Annotated in this window: 11 protein-coding genes and 1 pseudogene; all 12 read left to right on the plus strand. The window is 47.3% G+C overall.

Annotated features, from left to right (window positions below):
- Positions 1-11 precede the first annotated feature (11 nt).
- The 12 genes and pseudogenes from H1230_RS13785 (at position 12) to truB (ending at position 15,908) form a co-directional block, all read left to right on the plus strand.
- A complete protein-coding gene (locus H1230_RS13785; RefSeq protein WP_239716202.1) occupies positions 12-1,151 on the plus strand; it encodes a 1-deoxy-D-xylulose-5-phosphate reductoisomerase in 1,140 nt (379 codons plus the stop codon).
- Positions 1,152-1,297: 146 nt separating this feature from the next.
- Positions 1,298-2,572, plus strand: coding sequence for an RIP metalloprotease RseP (gene rseP / locus H1230_RS13790; protein WP_239716204.1), 1,275 nt, complete (start codon positions 1,298-1,300; stop codon positions 2,570-2,572).
- Between the two features lie 25 nt (positions 2,573-2,597).
- Positions 2,598-4,046, plus strand: a complete 1,449-nt coding sequence (gene proS, locus H1230_RS13795; protein WP_239716206.1) for a proline--tRNA ligase — start codon at positions 2,598-2,600, stop codon at positions 4,044-4,046.
- Between the two features lie 142 nt (positions 4,047-4,188).
- Entirely contained in the window at positions 4,189-8,514 is a 4,326-nt protein-coding gene (locus H1230_RS13800) for a PolC-type DNA polymerase III (RefSeq protein WP_239716209.1), read from the plus strand.
- Between the two features lie 187 nt (positions 8,515-8,701).
- On the plus strand, positions 8,702-9,169 hold the full coding sequence (gene rimP / locus H1230_RS13805) for a ribosome maturation factor RimP (protein WP_154120255.1): 468 nt from the start codon (positions 8,702-8,704) through the stop codon (positions 9,167-9,169).
- A gap of 26 nt (positions 9,170-9,195) precedes the next feature.
- Entirely contained in the window at positions 9,196-10,293 is a 1,098-nt protein-coding gene (gene nusA / locus H1230_RS13810; protein ID WP_154120254.1) for a transcription termination factor NusA, read from the plus strand.
- Positions 10,294-10,320: 27 nt separating this feature from the next.
- Positions 10,321-10,629: an RNase P modulator RnpM gene (gene rnpM, locus H1230_RS13815; protein ID WP_239716211.1), complete on the plus strand. Its 309-nt coding sequence runs from the start codon at positions 10,321-10,323 to the stop codon at positions 10,627-10,629.
- Positions 10,622-10,940 (plus strand): annotated as a pseudogene (locus H1230_RS13820) (L7Ae/L30e/S12e/Gadd45 family ribosomal protein); the annotation flags it as partial. The gene rnpM and the pseudogene H1230_RS13820, both read left to right, overlap by 8 nt.
- The gene (infB, locus tag H1230_RS13825; RefSeq protein ID WP_239716213.1) at positions 10,938-13,622 is read left to right on the plus strand and encodes a translation initiation factor IF-2; all 2,685 of its coding nucleotides are present in this window, start codon (positions 10,938-10,940) and stop codon (positions 13,620-13,622) included. The pseudogene H1230_RS13820 and the gene infB, both read left to right, overlap by 3 nt.
- Before the next feature lie 16 nt (positions 13,623-13,638).
- Complete coding sequence (gene rbfA, locus H1230_RS13830) at positions 13,639-13,986, plus strand: 30S ribosome-binding factor RbfA (RefSeq protein ID WP_239716215.1); 348 nt, start codon at positions 13,639-13,641, stop codon at positions 13,984-13,986.
- A 33-nt stretch (positions 13,987-14,019) separates the two neighbouring features.
- Complete coding sequence (locus H1230_RS13835; RefSeq protein ID WP_239716217.1) at positions 14,020-14,997, plus strand: DHH family phosphoesterase; 978 nt, start codon at positions 14,020-14,022, stop codon at positions 14,995-14,997.
- Entirely contained in the window at positions 14,994-15,908 is a 915-nt protein-coding gene (truB, locus tag H1230_RS13840) for a tRNA pseudouridine(55) synthase TruB (RefSeq protein ID WP_239716219.1), read from the plus strand. The genes H1230_RS13835 and truB overlap by 4 nt, the downstream gene beginning before the upstream one ends.
- The last annotated feature ends 36 nt before the right edge of the window (positions 15,909-15,944 follow it).

The raw sequence follows: 15,944 nt of genomic DNA on the forward strand, positions 1-15,944 counted from the left end.
GGAGTACAACTGTGAAAAAAATAAGTATTCTTGGTTCTACAGGTTCAATCGGCACTCAGACACTTGATGTTGTGGCCATGCACCCGGAATCTTTTGAAATAGAAGGTTTGGCGGCGGGTAGCAACATAACATTGCTGATGGAACAGGTTCGCCGGTTCAAGCCACGGCGTGTCTCTGTTGCCACAAAGGAGTTGGCAGCGGAAATAAGTTCTAGCCTGCCTTCCGGAATAGAAGTATTTAGCGGCAATGAAGGCCTGGTTGAGATCGCTGCAGGTGGAGACGCTGAAATGGTCGTCACAGCTGTAATGGGCAGTGTAGGACTGCAGTCAACCCTCGCAGCTATCGAAGCCGGTAGGCATATTGGTCTTGCGAATAAAGAGACGCTTGTAACCGCCGGACATTTGGTGACAGAGCTCGCAATTCGTAAAGGTGTTAAGCTGCTGCCCGTGGACAGTGAACATTCCGCTATTTTTCAATGTATGAATGGTGAGAACCGTGAAGATGTTGCTTCAATTACAATAACTGCATCTGGTGGGTCTTTTCGGGATTACAATAGGGATCAACTAAAAAATGTAACGGTGGAAGATGCACTTCGTCATCCAAACTGGAGCATGGGAGCCAAAATAACGATCGATTCCGCCACGATGGTGAATAAAGGCCTTGAGGTGATCGAAGCCCATTGGTTGTTCGGGCTTTCTTATGAGCAGATTAACGTGCTGCTGCATCCAGAGAGCATTATCCATTCTTATGTAGAATTCCGCGACTGCAGCATCATTGCCCAGCTTGGTAACCCTGATATGCGTGTGCCCATCCAATATGCACTGACCTATCCCGAGCGCTGGAAATCTCCGGCACAGCGTCTTTCACTTGCTGAGGTGGGGCGGCTCACTTTTCGAGAGATGGATTATGAACGTTACCCAGCCCTTAGACTGGCTATAGACTGTGGCAAGGCTGGTGGAACAGCAACAACCGCCTTTAATGCTGCTAATGAAATTGCGGTTGCTCGTTTTCTACGAGGTGAAATTCCATTTTTGCGTATTGAGGAGATTATTTCGGAGGTATTGCAGAGACATCTGAATTCGGGATATCCGGATTTGGAGCTAATTGAGTTCACTGACCGGACTGTCCGCGAGCTGGCTTCTAGCCTTTAAAAGGTTTAAGGTTTGTTTTACAACTGGAAATACTTGTGTTGCCCTAAAAATAGGTATGGACTGTTGATTCTCTTGTGCCCGATCAGAGAATAATGATAAATTAAGAGGACATACTTCGGTCTTACACCTAAAGGGGGTTGTTATGCTTGGAAATGGTTCAAGTTGTTTTTTTAACGGTGCTCATGTTTTTTGTCCTTGTGACCGTTCATGAATGGGGACATTACTATTTCGCTAAACGCGCCGGTATTCTCGTCCGGGAATTCGCTATCGGTTTCGGCCCGAAACTGTTTTCTTATAAACGCAATGAAACCCAGTTTACCCTTCGCTTACTACCCTTTGGAGGGTATGCGCGTATGGCTGGTGAAGATCCTGAGATTATCGAGATCGGTTCAGGTCAGACCATCGCTGTGAGACTTGGACAGGATAACAAGGTTAAGAATATCTATCTCGATGCCCTCGACACTCGCAGAAATGTCATCCGTGGCGAAGCACAATATACTGATCTTGAGGTTGAACTAGTAATTCGACTGGATGTAGATGGAGAAGTAACTACCTATGACGTACACCCACAAGCGATGATGATCAGAGGGACACAGCAGACTCAAATTGCTCCTAAAGACCGTCAATTCGGCAGTAAAACGGTTGGACAGCGTGCATTAGCGATTGTTGCAGGTCCTGTGATGAACTTCCTGTTAGCATTTGTTCTATTTGCTATCCATTTACAAATGGTTGGAATTCCAGTCGAGAATCCTACCTTCGTTAAGATAGGGGATGTTAGCCAGGGAATGCCGGCGCAAGAGGCCGGTCTGCAAAAAGGTGACATTGTTGAGTCTATCAACGGGGAAAAGATCGGCGCCGATTACCAAAAGATGATAACTCTAACTTCGGAGTCTAAAGGCAAGGAAATGAAATGGACTTTGCTGCGCGGTGAAGAGACGATTAACGTGACTATGGTGCCACGCGGTATGGAGGGTGAAGAAGGTGGCAAGGTTGGGATCACACCTGAACTTCCTAGTCGTAAGGCTGGCATAGGTGAGACAGTAAAGGGTTCCGGTGTTGCTATGGTCGACACGACCAAGGCGATATTTCTGGGATTTAAACAGCTAATAAATAAATTCAATATGGATGATATTGGAGGTCCGGTTCGTACATTTGAGTTGACGGGCCAGATTGCCCAGCAGGGCATTGAATATCTGACTTATTGGGCAGCAATACTGAGTTTGTACCTGGGTATTTTCAATCTGCTGCCCATTCCCGCACTTGACGGAAGCCGTTTGGCGTTCCTGGGCGTAGAGGCACTGCGTGGTAAACCAGTCGATCCAGGACATGAAGGTATGGTCCATTTTGTCGGATTCGCGATGCTGTTCTTGCTAATGATTGCCGTTACTTATAATGATATATTGCGCTTGATCACTGGATAATTTTCTTTGGGAGGAACTTCATTACATGTCAAAAGATAAGCAGTTCGTTACAGAAATCACACCACAGGCGCAGGATTTCTCACGCTGGTACATTGATGTTATTAAAAAAGCTGACCTGATGGATTACTCTCCAGTACGGGGTTGTATTGTATTTAAGCCGGATGGCTATGAAATTTGGGAGCATATTCAAGAGGAAATGAACCGCCGCTTTAAGGCAACGGGCCACCGTAATGCTTACTTCCCGCTGTTTATTCCAGAAAGCTTTTTTCAAAAGGAAAAGGAACATATTGAGGGTTTCAATCCGGAACTGCCTTGGGTCACTGAAGCAGGTGGAGATAAGCTGGAAGAGCGTCTGGCGATTCGCCCGACTTCGGAAACTATGTTTGGCCATATGTACTCCAAGTGGATTCAATCGTATCGTGACCTACCGGTTCTAATCAACCAATGGGCAAACGTTGTTCGCTGGGAGAAACGGACCCTGCCGTTTATTCGCACAAGTGAATTTCTCTGGCAGGAAGGGCATACCGCGCATGAGGAAGAAACCGAAGCTCGTGAAGAAACGATGCGCATGCTGGAAATCTATCGTGATTTCGTTGAGGGCTACTTGGCCATCCCGGTTATCACTGGGCAGAAGACGCCTTCGGAGAGATTTGCCGGAGCAGTGGATACTTACTCCATTGAGGCCATGATGAAGGATGGACGTGCAGTCCAAGCGGGAACCTCACATTATTTGGGTACCAAATTTGCCGTTGCTTTTGATATCCAATATTTAAGCCGTGAGAACGTGCTTGAGTATGTACACACTACTTCATGGGGAACTAGTACGCGCCTGATCGGTTCGTTAATCATGGTGCATGGTGATGACCGTGGTCTCGTCTTGCCACCAAAGGTTGCCCCAACTCAGGTCATTATGATTCCGATTGGACCACCTAAGACTCGTGAAGCTGTGATTGGACGGACGGACGAGCTGTTCCAGGAACTGAAAAGTGCCGGAATTCGCGTGCGTGTAGACGATCGTGCTGACGTAACGCCTGGCTGGAAATTCAACGAATACGAAATGCGTGGTGTACCTGTCCGTCTGGAGCTTGGACCACGTGATATGGAGAATGGCGTTTGCGTGCTAGTCTCACGTGTTACAGGCGAGAAGAAGGTCGTTCAGCAGGAGAATCTCGTGGAAGAGGTCAACGCCATGCTGGAGCAAGTTCATAAAGACATGTTCGAGCGTGCTTTGAAGTTCCGTGAGGATAACTTCTATTCTGTAGATACACTAGAAGAAATGAAGGCTTCCATGGAAGAGAAACGTGGCTTTGCCCTTGCAGGCTGGTGCGGCTCCGAGGAATGTGAGACCAAGGTTAAAGAAGAAACTGGGGCAGGCAGCCGCAATATTCCTTTTAACCCGGCAGAAGTCAAAGAAATCTGTATTTGCTGTGGAGAGCCAGCTAAGCATACGGTTGTTTTTGCTAAGGCTTACTAAGTTCAATCAAATTATATGATATTTCAAATGTAGCTTCTGGCGAGAGGAGTCGGCGGGCCGAAAGAACCCAATGCTTTTTATCCTGGAAGCTTTTTATCATAATGTCAGAGAGTTAAAGCTTCAGTCAGGTAAGGGGGATAGCATGGAACAGAACATGGAGAGAAGAAAACGGTTCGAGTTGCTGATGAAGCAGGGAGAAATACCACCCGCGCTGATTGACCCCTACTTTTTGGACGGGTATATAGAACGTGTGGAGATCAGCCGTGGCAACCGGGATTGGCATATTGTAATCAATAAAGAAACTCTGGTTCCAGCACAGACCTATCGAACATTTTGCCTCAGAATGCGTGATAAGCTGCAGCATATTGCCAAAGTAAGCTTTTTGTTTTTATATGATGAAAAAGTTAGCAGGGCAGACCTTGTTGGAGAGTACTGGGGGCTGTTTCTGGAATGGGTACACCGCGAGATTCCTTCCGTTAACGGCTGGATGACTCGTTCAACTCAAGAGCTTAAGGGCGATATATTATATCTGACGATGAGTGATTCTACTTCGCTAGAACTGGCCCGCAAAAAAGGGATTGACGCGGCGATTATCAAATTTTACGAGAAGTACTTTGGTCTTGTTCTTAAGATTAAAGTGCAAATGGCGGAAAATGTGAGTAACGTCAACGTCTATGAAGAATTGCAGCAAAAGGTCCAGCAGGAAGAGCGGGAGCTAGTGGAGCTAATGATGTCCGCCACCGAGCCAGAGATTTCAGCAGAAGAAGGCGACTCCGGAGAGGTAGTCCGGCTACAGGTTGGTTACGAGATCAAGGAGCAGGCTGTTCCTATGGTGGATATACAGGATGAAGAGAAGAAGATTACCATTCAAGGTACGATCTTTGGGCTGGACCGCAAGGAGTTGCGTAACGGCAGTACGCTGTTCACCTTTAGTCTGACCGATTTCAGCGATTCACTGCAGATGAAGATGTTTGCCAAGAACAAAGAGGATTTAAAGGTAATGAGCCAGCTTGCAAACGGTAAATGGGTGAGAGCACGTGGCAAGGTGGAATTCGATCGTTTTATGCAGATTCCTGAGCTGGTTATGATTCCCTCGGATCTGTCGGAAGTACAGGCTCCTCCTGCACGTAAAGATAATGCTCCGCAGAAGCGGGTGGAGTTCCATCTTCACACGAAGATGAGCGCGATGGATGCGGTGGCTTCCATTGATGCATATGTCAAAACAGCTTCCAAATGGGGCCATCCGGCAATTGCCGTCACCGATCATGGTGTGGTTCAAGCTTTTCCGGACGCAGCGCATTCTGCACATAAGAACAAGATTAAGATGATTTATGGGGTCGAAGCAAATGTAGTGAATGACGCTGTAAATATAGTCGAGAACGCTCAGGAGCTGGAACTCAAGACGGCAACCTATGTCGTATTTGATATTGAGACCACAGGTTTATCGATTACTCGCAATAATATTACCGAGCTGGCAGCAATTAAAATGTGCGAGGGTAAGGAACTTGACCGTTATTCTACTTTTGTTAATCCGCATGAGAAGATTCCTTATCATATCCAGCAGTTGACGAGCATAACGGATGAAATGGTCAAGGATGCCCCTGATCTGGAACCCGTGCTGCATCAGTTTGTGGATTTTGTAGGGGACAGCATACTTGTTGCGCATAATGCCAGATTTGATATGGGATTTATTCAAGCATCCCTTGTGAAGTTGGGGCTGCCAAAGCTGACTAATCCCACGCTGGATACGCTTGAACTGGCACGTCTGCTGTATCCGACTATGAAAAATCACAGGCTGAACACTTTGGCCGACAAATATAAAGTTTTGTTGGAGAGCCATCACCGTGCGATAGATGATACCGTTGCTTTGGGTGGGATTCTAAACGGTTTGCTGGTCGATGCGCAGAAGCTGAAAGGCATGACACGACTTGATCGGCTGAATGATTATGTGGGTAATGATCTCTCAACCGTGCGTCCGTTCCATTGCTGCATTTATGCGCTCAACCCTATTGGCAAGAAGAATCTGTATAAGCTAATTTCGATGTCGCATACGGAATACTTTAAGCGTGTACCTTGTATTCCAAAGTCGAAACTGGAAGAGCTGCGAGATGGTCTGCTGATTATTTCCGGTTGCGAACGCGGGGAGTTCTTTGAGGCAGTGCTGAACAAAACCACGGAGGAAGCGACGGAGGTTGCCCAATTCTATGATGTTCTGGAGATTCAGCCGCTGACCATGTACATGCATTTGGTGGACAAAGGTTTTGTGGCCAGTCCTGAGGAGTTGCGGGGTGCGGTGCGCAAGGTCTGCGAAATTGGAGATCAATTGAACAAGCCGGTTATTGCTACAGGTAACGTCCATTATCTTGAACCACGTGATAAGCTGTTCCGTGATATCACCATTAATGGAATTACGGGCTTTAGCCCACTGAAGGATTTGCGCAAACCAGATGCCCATTTTCGGACAACCGATGAAATGCTGACGGAATTTGAATTTCTGGGTTCTGAAAAAGCATTGGAGGTCGTTGTCACCAATACAGTGGCGTTGGCTGAACGTTTCGAAGATTACGAGTTGTTTCCGGATAAGTTATTCACACCTGTTATTGAGGGTGCCGATGAGGAAATCCGCGAGACCTGCTACAATACGGCAAAGTCCATTTACGGCGAGGAGCTGCCAGAGGTAGTGATAGCCCGTCTGGAAAAAGAGCTGGCGCCGATTATCAAATTTGGTTTCTCTGCCAACTATCTGATTTCTGAACGTCTCGTTAAAAAATCGAACCAAGATGGTTATCTTGTCGGGTCTCGGGGATCTGTAGGTTCTTCTGTAGTAGCGACCTTTCTCGGGATATCCGAGGTTAATCCGCTTCCGGCCCATTATATCTGCGGTAATTCAGAATGCCGACATTCAGAATGGTTCCTTGACGGCAGTGTGCCGAGCGGGTTCGACTTGCCGGACAAGGCCTGTCCGGATTGCGGGGGCAGGCTGAGGGGAGAAGGCCAGGATATTCCATTTGAGACCTTCCTTGGATTTAAGGGCGATAAGGTTCCCGATATCGACCTTAACTTCTCGGGTGCTTATCAGCCGAATGCCCATAATTTCACCAAGACGATGTTCGGACCGGATAACGTATTCCGTGCGGGCACAATCGGTACGGTAGCTGAGAAGACCGCCTTTGGCTTTACCAAGAAATACGAGGAACATCATCAGAAACGCTGGCGCGGCGCTGAGGTCGGCCGTCTAGCGGCTGGCTGCACGGGTGTGAAGCGAAGCACGGGTCAACATCCCGGTGGAATAGTCGTTTTGCCGGACTATATGGAAATAGAAGATATTACACCTGTGCAATTTCCAGCCGATGATGTGAACTCTGAGTGGAAGACGACTCATTTTGATTATCATGCGTTTGATGCCAACTTGCTTAAGCTTGATATTCTAGGTCATGACGATCCGACGATGATGCGGATGCTGCAGGATTTAACAGGTGTTGATCCTACGTCGATCCCAATGAATGATCCCAAAGTAATGAGTATGTTCAATTCTACAGATTCACTTGGGGTAAGACCCGATCAGATACGCACGCCGGTTGCAACCTATGGTGTTCCAGAGATGGGCACACGTTTTGTCCGCCAGATGCTTATAGAGTCCCAACCCTCAAGCTTTGCCGATTTACTGCAAATTTCTGGGTTGTCACATGGTACGGGTGTATGGTTGGGTAATGCTCAGGACCTTATCAAGAACAACACCTGTAACATCAAGACCGTTATTGGTTGTCGGGATGATATCATGCTTTTCCTAATTTATAAAGCGGGTATGGATGCAGGACTTGCCTTCAAAATTACCGAAAGTGTGCGTAAAGGTAAAGGCCTATCGTCCGAATGGATCGATGAAATGAAGAAATGCAAAGTTCCGCAGTGGTATATCGATTCTTGCTTGAAGATCCAGTACATGTTTCCAAAGGCGCACGCTGCGGCTTATGTTATATCTGCAGTGCGCACCGCCTACTTCAAGCTGTATCACCCTATCGAATATTATGCGACTTATTTCTCGGTAAGAGCAGCGGATTTTGATATTGAGTTATGCTGCAAGGGCTATGATGCCATAACCCGTCAGATTGTCGAAATCGAGCAAAAAGGATTTCAGGCCTTGCCGAAGGAAAAAGCTATGCTACCTATTCTTGAGATGGCACTAGAGATGACCGCGCGTGGTTTTGTTTTCAAAAATATTGATCTTTACCGGTCCGATGCTATCAACTTTATAGTTGACGGCAACAGTCTTATCCCTCCCTTCTCTGCATTGCAGGGTATTGGTGATAATGCAGCCTATAACGTTGCTGCCGCTAAAGATGCTGGCGAATTTCTCTCTATCGAAGATTTTCAGCAGAAATCAAAAGCGAGCAAGACGGTTATTGAGCTCCTAACCGGGATGGGCTGCTTCCGCGGATTACCGGAAAGCAACCAGCTTTCCTTATTTTAAGGCCTCATAATATCTAGAAAATGAATGTTCGACAGAGGCAGTCAAGGGCTAGCACTTGTCAGTGCTACCGCTGTATGGTATAATTTCTTTGGTAATAATGAGATAAGTCCGTTGTGTAAAGAGTGGGGAAACCCACTCTTTATCTTTGGTATATAGCAAAAGACAAGTTCGTGGAGGTTATTTTCTTTTGAGCACACCCAAATCAAATATTAAACAAACGGTAGAGCAGATGCTCGGGCCCTATCTCGACGACAATGGTTTCGAACTGGTGGACGTTGAATACGTGAAGGAAGGCTCCAATTGGTTTCTGCGCATATTCGTTGATAAAGAAGGCGGCATAGATATTGATGACTGCGGAAGTATCAGCGAATATTTCAGTCAAAAATTGGATGAGAATGATCCTATCCCTGAGGCTTATTTCCTTGAGGTTTCTTCGCCGGGAGCTGAACGTCCGCTCAAAAAAGCTGCGGATGTTGCTAAAGCGGTAGGCAAGGACGTGTATGTGACTGTTTATGAGCCGATTCAAGGACTCAAAGAATTCGAAGGTCGGTTGCTCTCGTTCGAGAACGAGGAACTGCTCATCTCCGCGGGCAAAAAAGAACAAACAATACCGTATGCCAAAGTTGCCAGCGCGAGATTGGCCATTATTTTTTAACGTCTTGAAAGGGGGACCGGAATTTCATGAGTATGGAGTTTATTGATGCTATGAATGAACTGGAAAGGGAGAGAGGCATAAGCAAGGATGTGCTGTTTGAAGCCATCGAAGCTGCACTGATCTCCAGTTATAAACGTAATTTTAATGCAGCGCAAAACGTGCGAGTCGACATGAATCGCGCAACAGGTGTGATCAGGGTTTATGCTCGCAAGCTGATTGTAGAGGAAGTCCTGGATATCCGGACTGAAATCTCTCTGCCGTCTGCTCGGGAGATTAACCCGCACTTCCAGCTTGAAGATATTGCTGAGCTTGAAGTGACACCGCGTGATTTCGGACGTATTGCCGCCCAGACCGCTAAGCAGGTTGTGACTCAGCGTATTCGCGAAGCAGAGCGTGGACTCATCTATAACGCTTTTATTGACAAGGAAGATGATATTGTTACCGGCCTTGTACAGCGTCAGGATATGCGCAACATCTACATCGATCTTGGCAAAATCGAGGCGGTGCTTCCGCTTGGCGAATTGATGCCTGGTGAGAAGTTCAAGCAAAGCGAGCGCATCAAAGCCTATATCACTAAGGTTGAGAACACAACCAAAGGACCGCAGATTATGCTGTCCCGAAGTCATCCTGGTCTGCTGAAGCGTTTGTTCGAGCTTGAGGTACCAGAAATTTTTGATGGCGTGGTTGAGATTCGTTCCGTTGCACGTGAAGCTGGCTTCCGTTCCAAAATTGCTGTGTATTCCCGTAATCCGGAAGTCGATCCTGTCGGTTCCTGCGTAGGTCCTAGAGGCACACGCGTTCAGACGATCGTTACAGAACTTCGCGGTGAGAAGATCGATATCGTCCGTTATTCGGATCTGGTTCAGGAATATGTAGCGAACGCGCTTAGTCCATCCAAAGTGCTTGAAGTACAGATCTTTGAACCTGAGAAAATGGCACGGGTCATCGTTCCTGATTATCAATTGTCACTGGCTATCGGTATTAAAGGGCAGAACGCACGTCTCGCTGCCAAACTCACCGGTTGGAAAATTGATATCAAGAGCGAAAGCCAAGCGGAGCAGGAATACGGCAGAGCGAGAACTTCAGTTGATGAAATGCATCAGGATTCCGTCTCCATTGATTAATTAACCTGTTGGCGGGAGGCTTATGTTATGAAACAAAGGAAGGTACCGCTGCGTAAATGTGTTGCTAGCCAGGAGATGAAGCCCAAGAAAGAGCTGATTCGTGTGGTTAGGACGCCGGAGGGCGAGGTGCTTATCGATCTGACAGGTAAGAAATCAGGTCGAGGTGCTTATATATGCGGTAAACTGGAATGTTTTAAATTGGCACAAAAGAATAAAGCACTTGATCGTGCATTAAAATGTCAAGTGAGTCCTGAAATCTATGCCCAGCTTGCCCGGGATTTTGTATCCGTGGAGGAGCAGTTTTTAGCAGCAAAGGATAGTGAGGACAATGAGTAAGGCACTTTCTTATTTAGGGCTTGCAATGAGAGCAGGCAAGATTGTCACCGGCGATGAGGCAGTACTTAAGGCAGTGCGGTCTTCAGAGGCGAAGCTGGTCGTTCTGGCGGGTGACGCTTCAGATAATACTCAGAAAAAGTTCCGTGATAAATGCGGAACCTACGATATTCCACTAGTAATCGCATTTCATCGAGACAGTCTCGGTGCAAGTATTGGTAAAGTTCAGCGCGTTGTGCTGGCCGTTACGGATAAAGGATTCGCGGAAATGATCTCCAAGCAACTTGGAGATACTGTCGGAGGTGGAGTTATTGACTAAAGAAGACAATAAAGATAAACTGCGTGTTTACGAATACGCTAAATCATTGAACATGAGTAGTAAAGAAATTATTACCATTCTGAAGCGTTTGGATGTCCCTGTGAACAATCATATGAGTGTCATGGAGAATGGTTCCGTGAACAAAGTAGAACAGTTCTTTAAGGACATTAAGTCAAACGCTGCAGCCAAGCGGGAACCCGGCACCAGCAGCCGCCCAGTGACAAACACTGGTGCGGTAACCGCCGAACCCCAGAGTGCTCAGAACGCCAACCAAAATCAACCGGAAAAGCAGGTAGGTATGAACAGTAACCAAAACAACAACCAATCGACGACGTCCCCAAGGCCCCAAAGCGGACAAGATTCCCGCACAGCACAAACAGGATCGACACAGAATGCACGTCCGCAAGGCAGTACAACAGGTAGCCGCCCACAAGGCAGCAGCACAACCGGAAGTCGCCCACAAGGCAGCAGCACAACTGGAAGCCGCCCACAAGGCAGCAGCACAACTGGAAGCCGCCCACAAGGCAGCAGCACAACTGGAAGCCGCCCACAAGGCAGCAGCACAACCGGAAGTCGCCCACAAGGCAGCAGCACAACTGGAAGCCGCCCACAAGGCAGCTCGCCAGCTGGCAACCGTCCGCCCGGCCAAGGTACAACTCCTCGCACAGGCGATCGTCCGCAAGGTCAAGGCGGAGCGCCTCGTTCAGCAGGTCCACAAGGTCAAGGCGGCACAGGCGGAGATTTCTCCCGTGGCGGTGACAAAGGTGGTCCTAAGAAGAGTGGTGCTACTGGTGGCAGTAGACCAACTACGGGTACAGGCCAAAGACGTTTTGATGATGGTAAGGGCGGCAACTTCCGCGGACGTGGAGGCAAAAACGGCCGTGGTAAGAATCAACAAATGGAACGTCGCGAGAAAATTGATAATACACCGAAGAAGATTATTGTTCGCGGCAGCATGACTGTTGGCGAAACAGCGAAACTGCTGCATAAGGATGCTTCGGAAGTTATCAAAAAGCTGATTTCAATGGGTGTTATGGCTACCATAAACCAAGAGCTTGATCTCGACACTATTTTACTTCTTGCCGGTGAATTTGGTGTAGAAGTAGATGTGAAGATTCCTGTCGATGAGGACAGCTTTGAAACCGTTGAAGAGAACGATACTGAAGAAGAATTGCAGAGCCGTCCTCCAGTTGTAACAATCATGGGTCACGTCGATCATGGTAAAACAACATTGTTGGATGCTATCCGTTCTACGAATGTGACCAGCGGCGAAGCCGGTGGGATTACTCAGCACATCGGTGCATATCAAGTCGAAATCAACCACAAAAAAATTACGTTCCTGGATACCCCAGGTCACGAAGCATTTACCGCAATGCGTGCCCGTGGAGCACAGGTTACAGATATGACCATAATTGTAGTAGCAGCAGATGACGGTGTTATGCCTCAGACGGTAGAAGCCATTAACCATGCTAAGGCAGCAGGACTACCAATCATAGTAGCTGTTAACAAAATTGATAAAGTGGGCGCTGATCCTGACAAGGTGAAGCAAGAGCTTACTGGATATGGCCTAGTTCCTGAAGAGTGGGGCGGCGATACAATCTTTGTGAACTTGTCTGCTAAACAGCGCACGAATCTGGAAGAGCTGCTGGAAATGATCTTGCTTGTAGCTGAAGTGAATGAATACAAAGCGAACCCGGACAAACGGGCACGTGGTACAGTGATTGAAGCGGAACTTGATAAGAACCGTGGACCCGTTGCACGTATTCTCGTACAGCATGGTACTCTGAGAGTGGGAGACGCTTTTGTAGCAGGTAACTGCTTCGGACGTGTTCGTGCCATGGTGAATGACAAAGGCCGCAAGATCAAAGAAGCGGGACCTTCCACACCAGTGGAAATTACCGGTTTGACTGAAGTACCGCAGGCTGGTGATCCGTTTATGGCCTTTGAAGATGAGCGTAAAGCTCGTGCAATTGCCGACAGACGGGCGATTACTCAGCGTCAATCCGAGCTGAATGTTAATACCCGTGTCACTTTGGATGATCTGTTCAAGCACATTAAAGACGGTGAAATTAAAGACCTGAACGTTATCATTAAAGGTGATGTACAGGGTTCGGTTGAAGCGCTTAAAGGTTCTTTGGCTAAAATTGAAGTCGAAGGCGTACGCGTGAAGATTCTTCATAGCGGAGCTGGAGCGATTACGGAATCGGATATTACCCTGGCTGCAGCATCCAATGCCATCGTTATCGGTTTTAATGTTCGTCCAGACGCTCAGACTAAGGCAGCGGCTGACCAAGAGAAGGTAGATGTTCGTTTACATCGCATCATCTACAACGTCATTGAAGAAATTGAGCAGGCCATGAAGGGCATGCTGGATCCTATCTTCAAAGAGAGCATTATCGGCCACGCTGAAGTACGCAACGTCTTTACAATTAGTAAAGTGGGCACAATTGCAGGTTGTATGGTTACTTCCGGCAAAATTGCCCGCAATGCTGAAATGCGCTTGATTCGTAGCGGTATCGTTGTTTTTGAAGGTAAGATCGATACCTTGAAACGCTTTAAAGACGATGCTAAAGAAGTGGCGCAGGGGTATGAATGCGGGATTACATTGGAACGCTATAATGACCTCAAAGAGGGCGACATTATCGAAGCGTTCATAATGGAAACTGTAGAGCGCTAAGAAGAGGTGGATATAGATGTCTAAAATCAGAGCTGGACGTGTGGGCGAACAGATTAAAAAAGAATTAAGCCTACTGATCCAAAAAGAAATGAAAGACCCCCGAATCGGTTTTGTTACAGTAACCGGCGTTGAAGTCACTAATGATCTGACGCAGGCCAAAGTATACCTAAGTGTATTAGGGGATGAAGATCAGAAGACAGCTTCGCTTAAGGCGATTGAGAAGGCACATGGCTTCCTTCGCTCAGAGCTTGGTAAAGCTATCCGCCTTCGGCATACACCGGAGCTGATCTTTAAGACTGATGAATCCGTAGCTTATGGCAGCCATATTGAGAAGCTGCTTGGAGACATCGGAAAGACAGAATAGATTTAGGCAACCTTGTTAATAAGGAGACGGCGAATGCAGAGCTATGAACAAAGTCTCCAGCAGACCCGTGAATTTCTGCTGGAACACGACGATTATCTTGTAGTGTCGCATGTTCAGCCGGACGGAGACGCAGTCAGCTCCACCCTCGCGGTGGGCTGGCTTCTCTCATGTCTGGGCAAGAAATATTCGATGCTGAACGAAGGCCCGATTCCCAAACGGATGGAATACTTGTGGCATGCAGACGAAATTATCAATCTGAGTGCTAGTGAGCAAGCGCGTAAATACAGTAATGTTATTTGTGTCGATTGCGCCGATTTCCAGCGTGTAGGTCAGACGCAACGTTATTTTGCAGATGATGCGCTCATCGTAAACATAGATCATCACCCTACCAATAATGGATATGGCCTCGTTAATCTCATCAAGCCGGATGCAGCTGCCACAGCGGAAATTTTATTCGACCTGCTGAAAGTGTTTGGGATCGAGTGGGATATTCATATTGCCACAGCTATTTATACGGGACTGTTGACAGATACCGGAGGCTTCCGTTATGCCAATACCTCTCCCAAGGTAATGGCTGCTGTATCAGAACTGTTAGTACTTGGTGTTAAAGGTCCTGAACTGGCGGAAACACTGCTTGAAGAAATGACACTTGCGCAAGTTAAGGTTCTGAACCGGGCGTTGAACACATTACAATTGTCGCCTGAGGGTGATATTGCTTGGGTTCACGTTACACCTCAAGATATGCTTGACTGTGATGCAGCTAATGAAGATTTGGAAGGAATAGTGAACTATCCTCGCAATATTCGCGGCGTTGAGGTTGGCATTCTATTCAAGGTCATTCATGAGCAAGCAGTAAAGGTCAGTTTGCGCTCCGCTGGAAAGGTTGATGTAGCGGCCCTGGCTCAAACCTTCGGTGGTGGGGGTCACACTCGTGCTGCGGGTGCGCGCATAGAAGCTACGCTGGAACAGGTTATTCCCTTGGTGCTTGAGGAGGTAAAACGTCATTTATGAGTGAACTTACCGGTGTATTAGCTGTCTACAAGCCAGCAGGATTCACATCACATGATGTTGTAGCAAAAGCACGCCGTATTCTTGGAATGAAACGGATTGGTCACACGGGGACACTTGATCCCCAGGTGACTGGTGTGTTGCCTCTTTGTCTCGGACGAGCTACTCGGGTAGTGGAGTATATTCAGGAGTTGCCCAAGGAATATGTGGCAACGCTCAGATTAGGATTAGCCAGCGATACGGAGGACATGACCGGAACAATCACGGAAACGGCAGATGAGGTTCATGTTACTGAACAAGAAGTATTGGCTGTGCTTGGTTCTTTCCAAGGAATAATTTCTCAGATTCCTCCCATGTATTCGGCGGTGAAAATTGACGGCAAGCGCTTGTACGAATTAGCCAGAGAAGGCAAAACCGTAGAACGCAAAAGTCGTGAAGTAGAGATCTATGAGATTGAAATGCTAGGAATGAGTTGGAGTGGCAATTATCCTGATATCACTTTTCGTGCACTTTGCTCTAAAGGCACCTATATTCGTACACTTTGCGTTGATATCGGCCGGGCTTTAGGGTTGCCAGGTGTAATGGTGAAGCTGGAAAGAACGATGTCTGCAGGAATTAGGGCCAGCCACTGTCTCACTCTGGAAGAGATTGCTTCCCATAAAGAAGCTGGAACCTTGGAAGCACATCTTATAGCAGCTGACGAGGCGATCTCACATTTGCCACGCCATATTGTTGTGAATGAGAAGAGAAAGTCGGCCTTGCAGGGACAACGCCTTTCGTCTCGGTTTGTGATACCTGAGGTAGAGAGTTCAGGTCATTTCCGGCTGTACGACCTTCAGAGTGAATTTCTGGGTATTTATGAACTCGAAGATTCGGGAGCCATTGCTCCGGTTAAGGTATTTGCACAAATTTAACATCAACTTTCCAAGTGAATTGTAGGTGATTACCAG

Origin of the sequence: Paenibacillus sp. 19GGS1-52, assembly GCF_022369515.1 — a bacterium.
Classification (GTDB): Bacteria; Bacillota; Bacilli; order Paenibacillales; family Paenibacillaceae; genus Paenibacillus_AQ.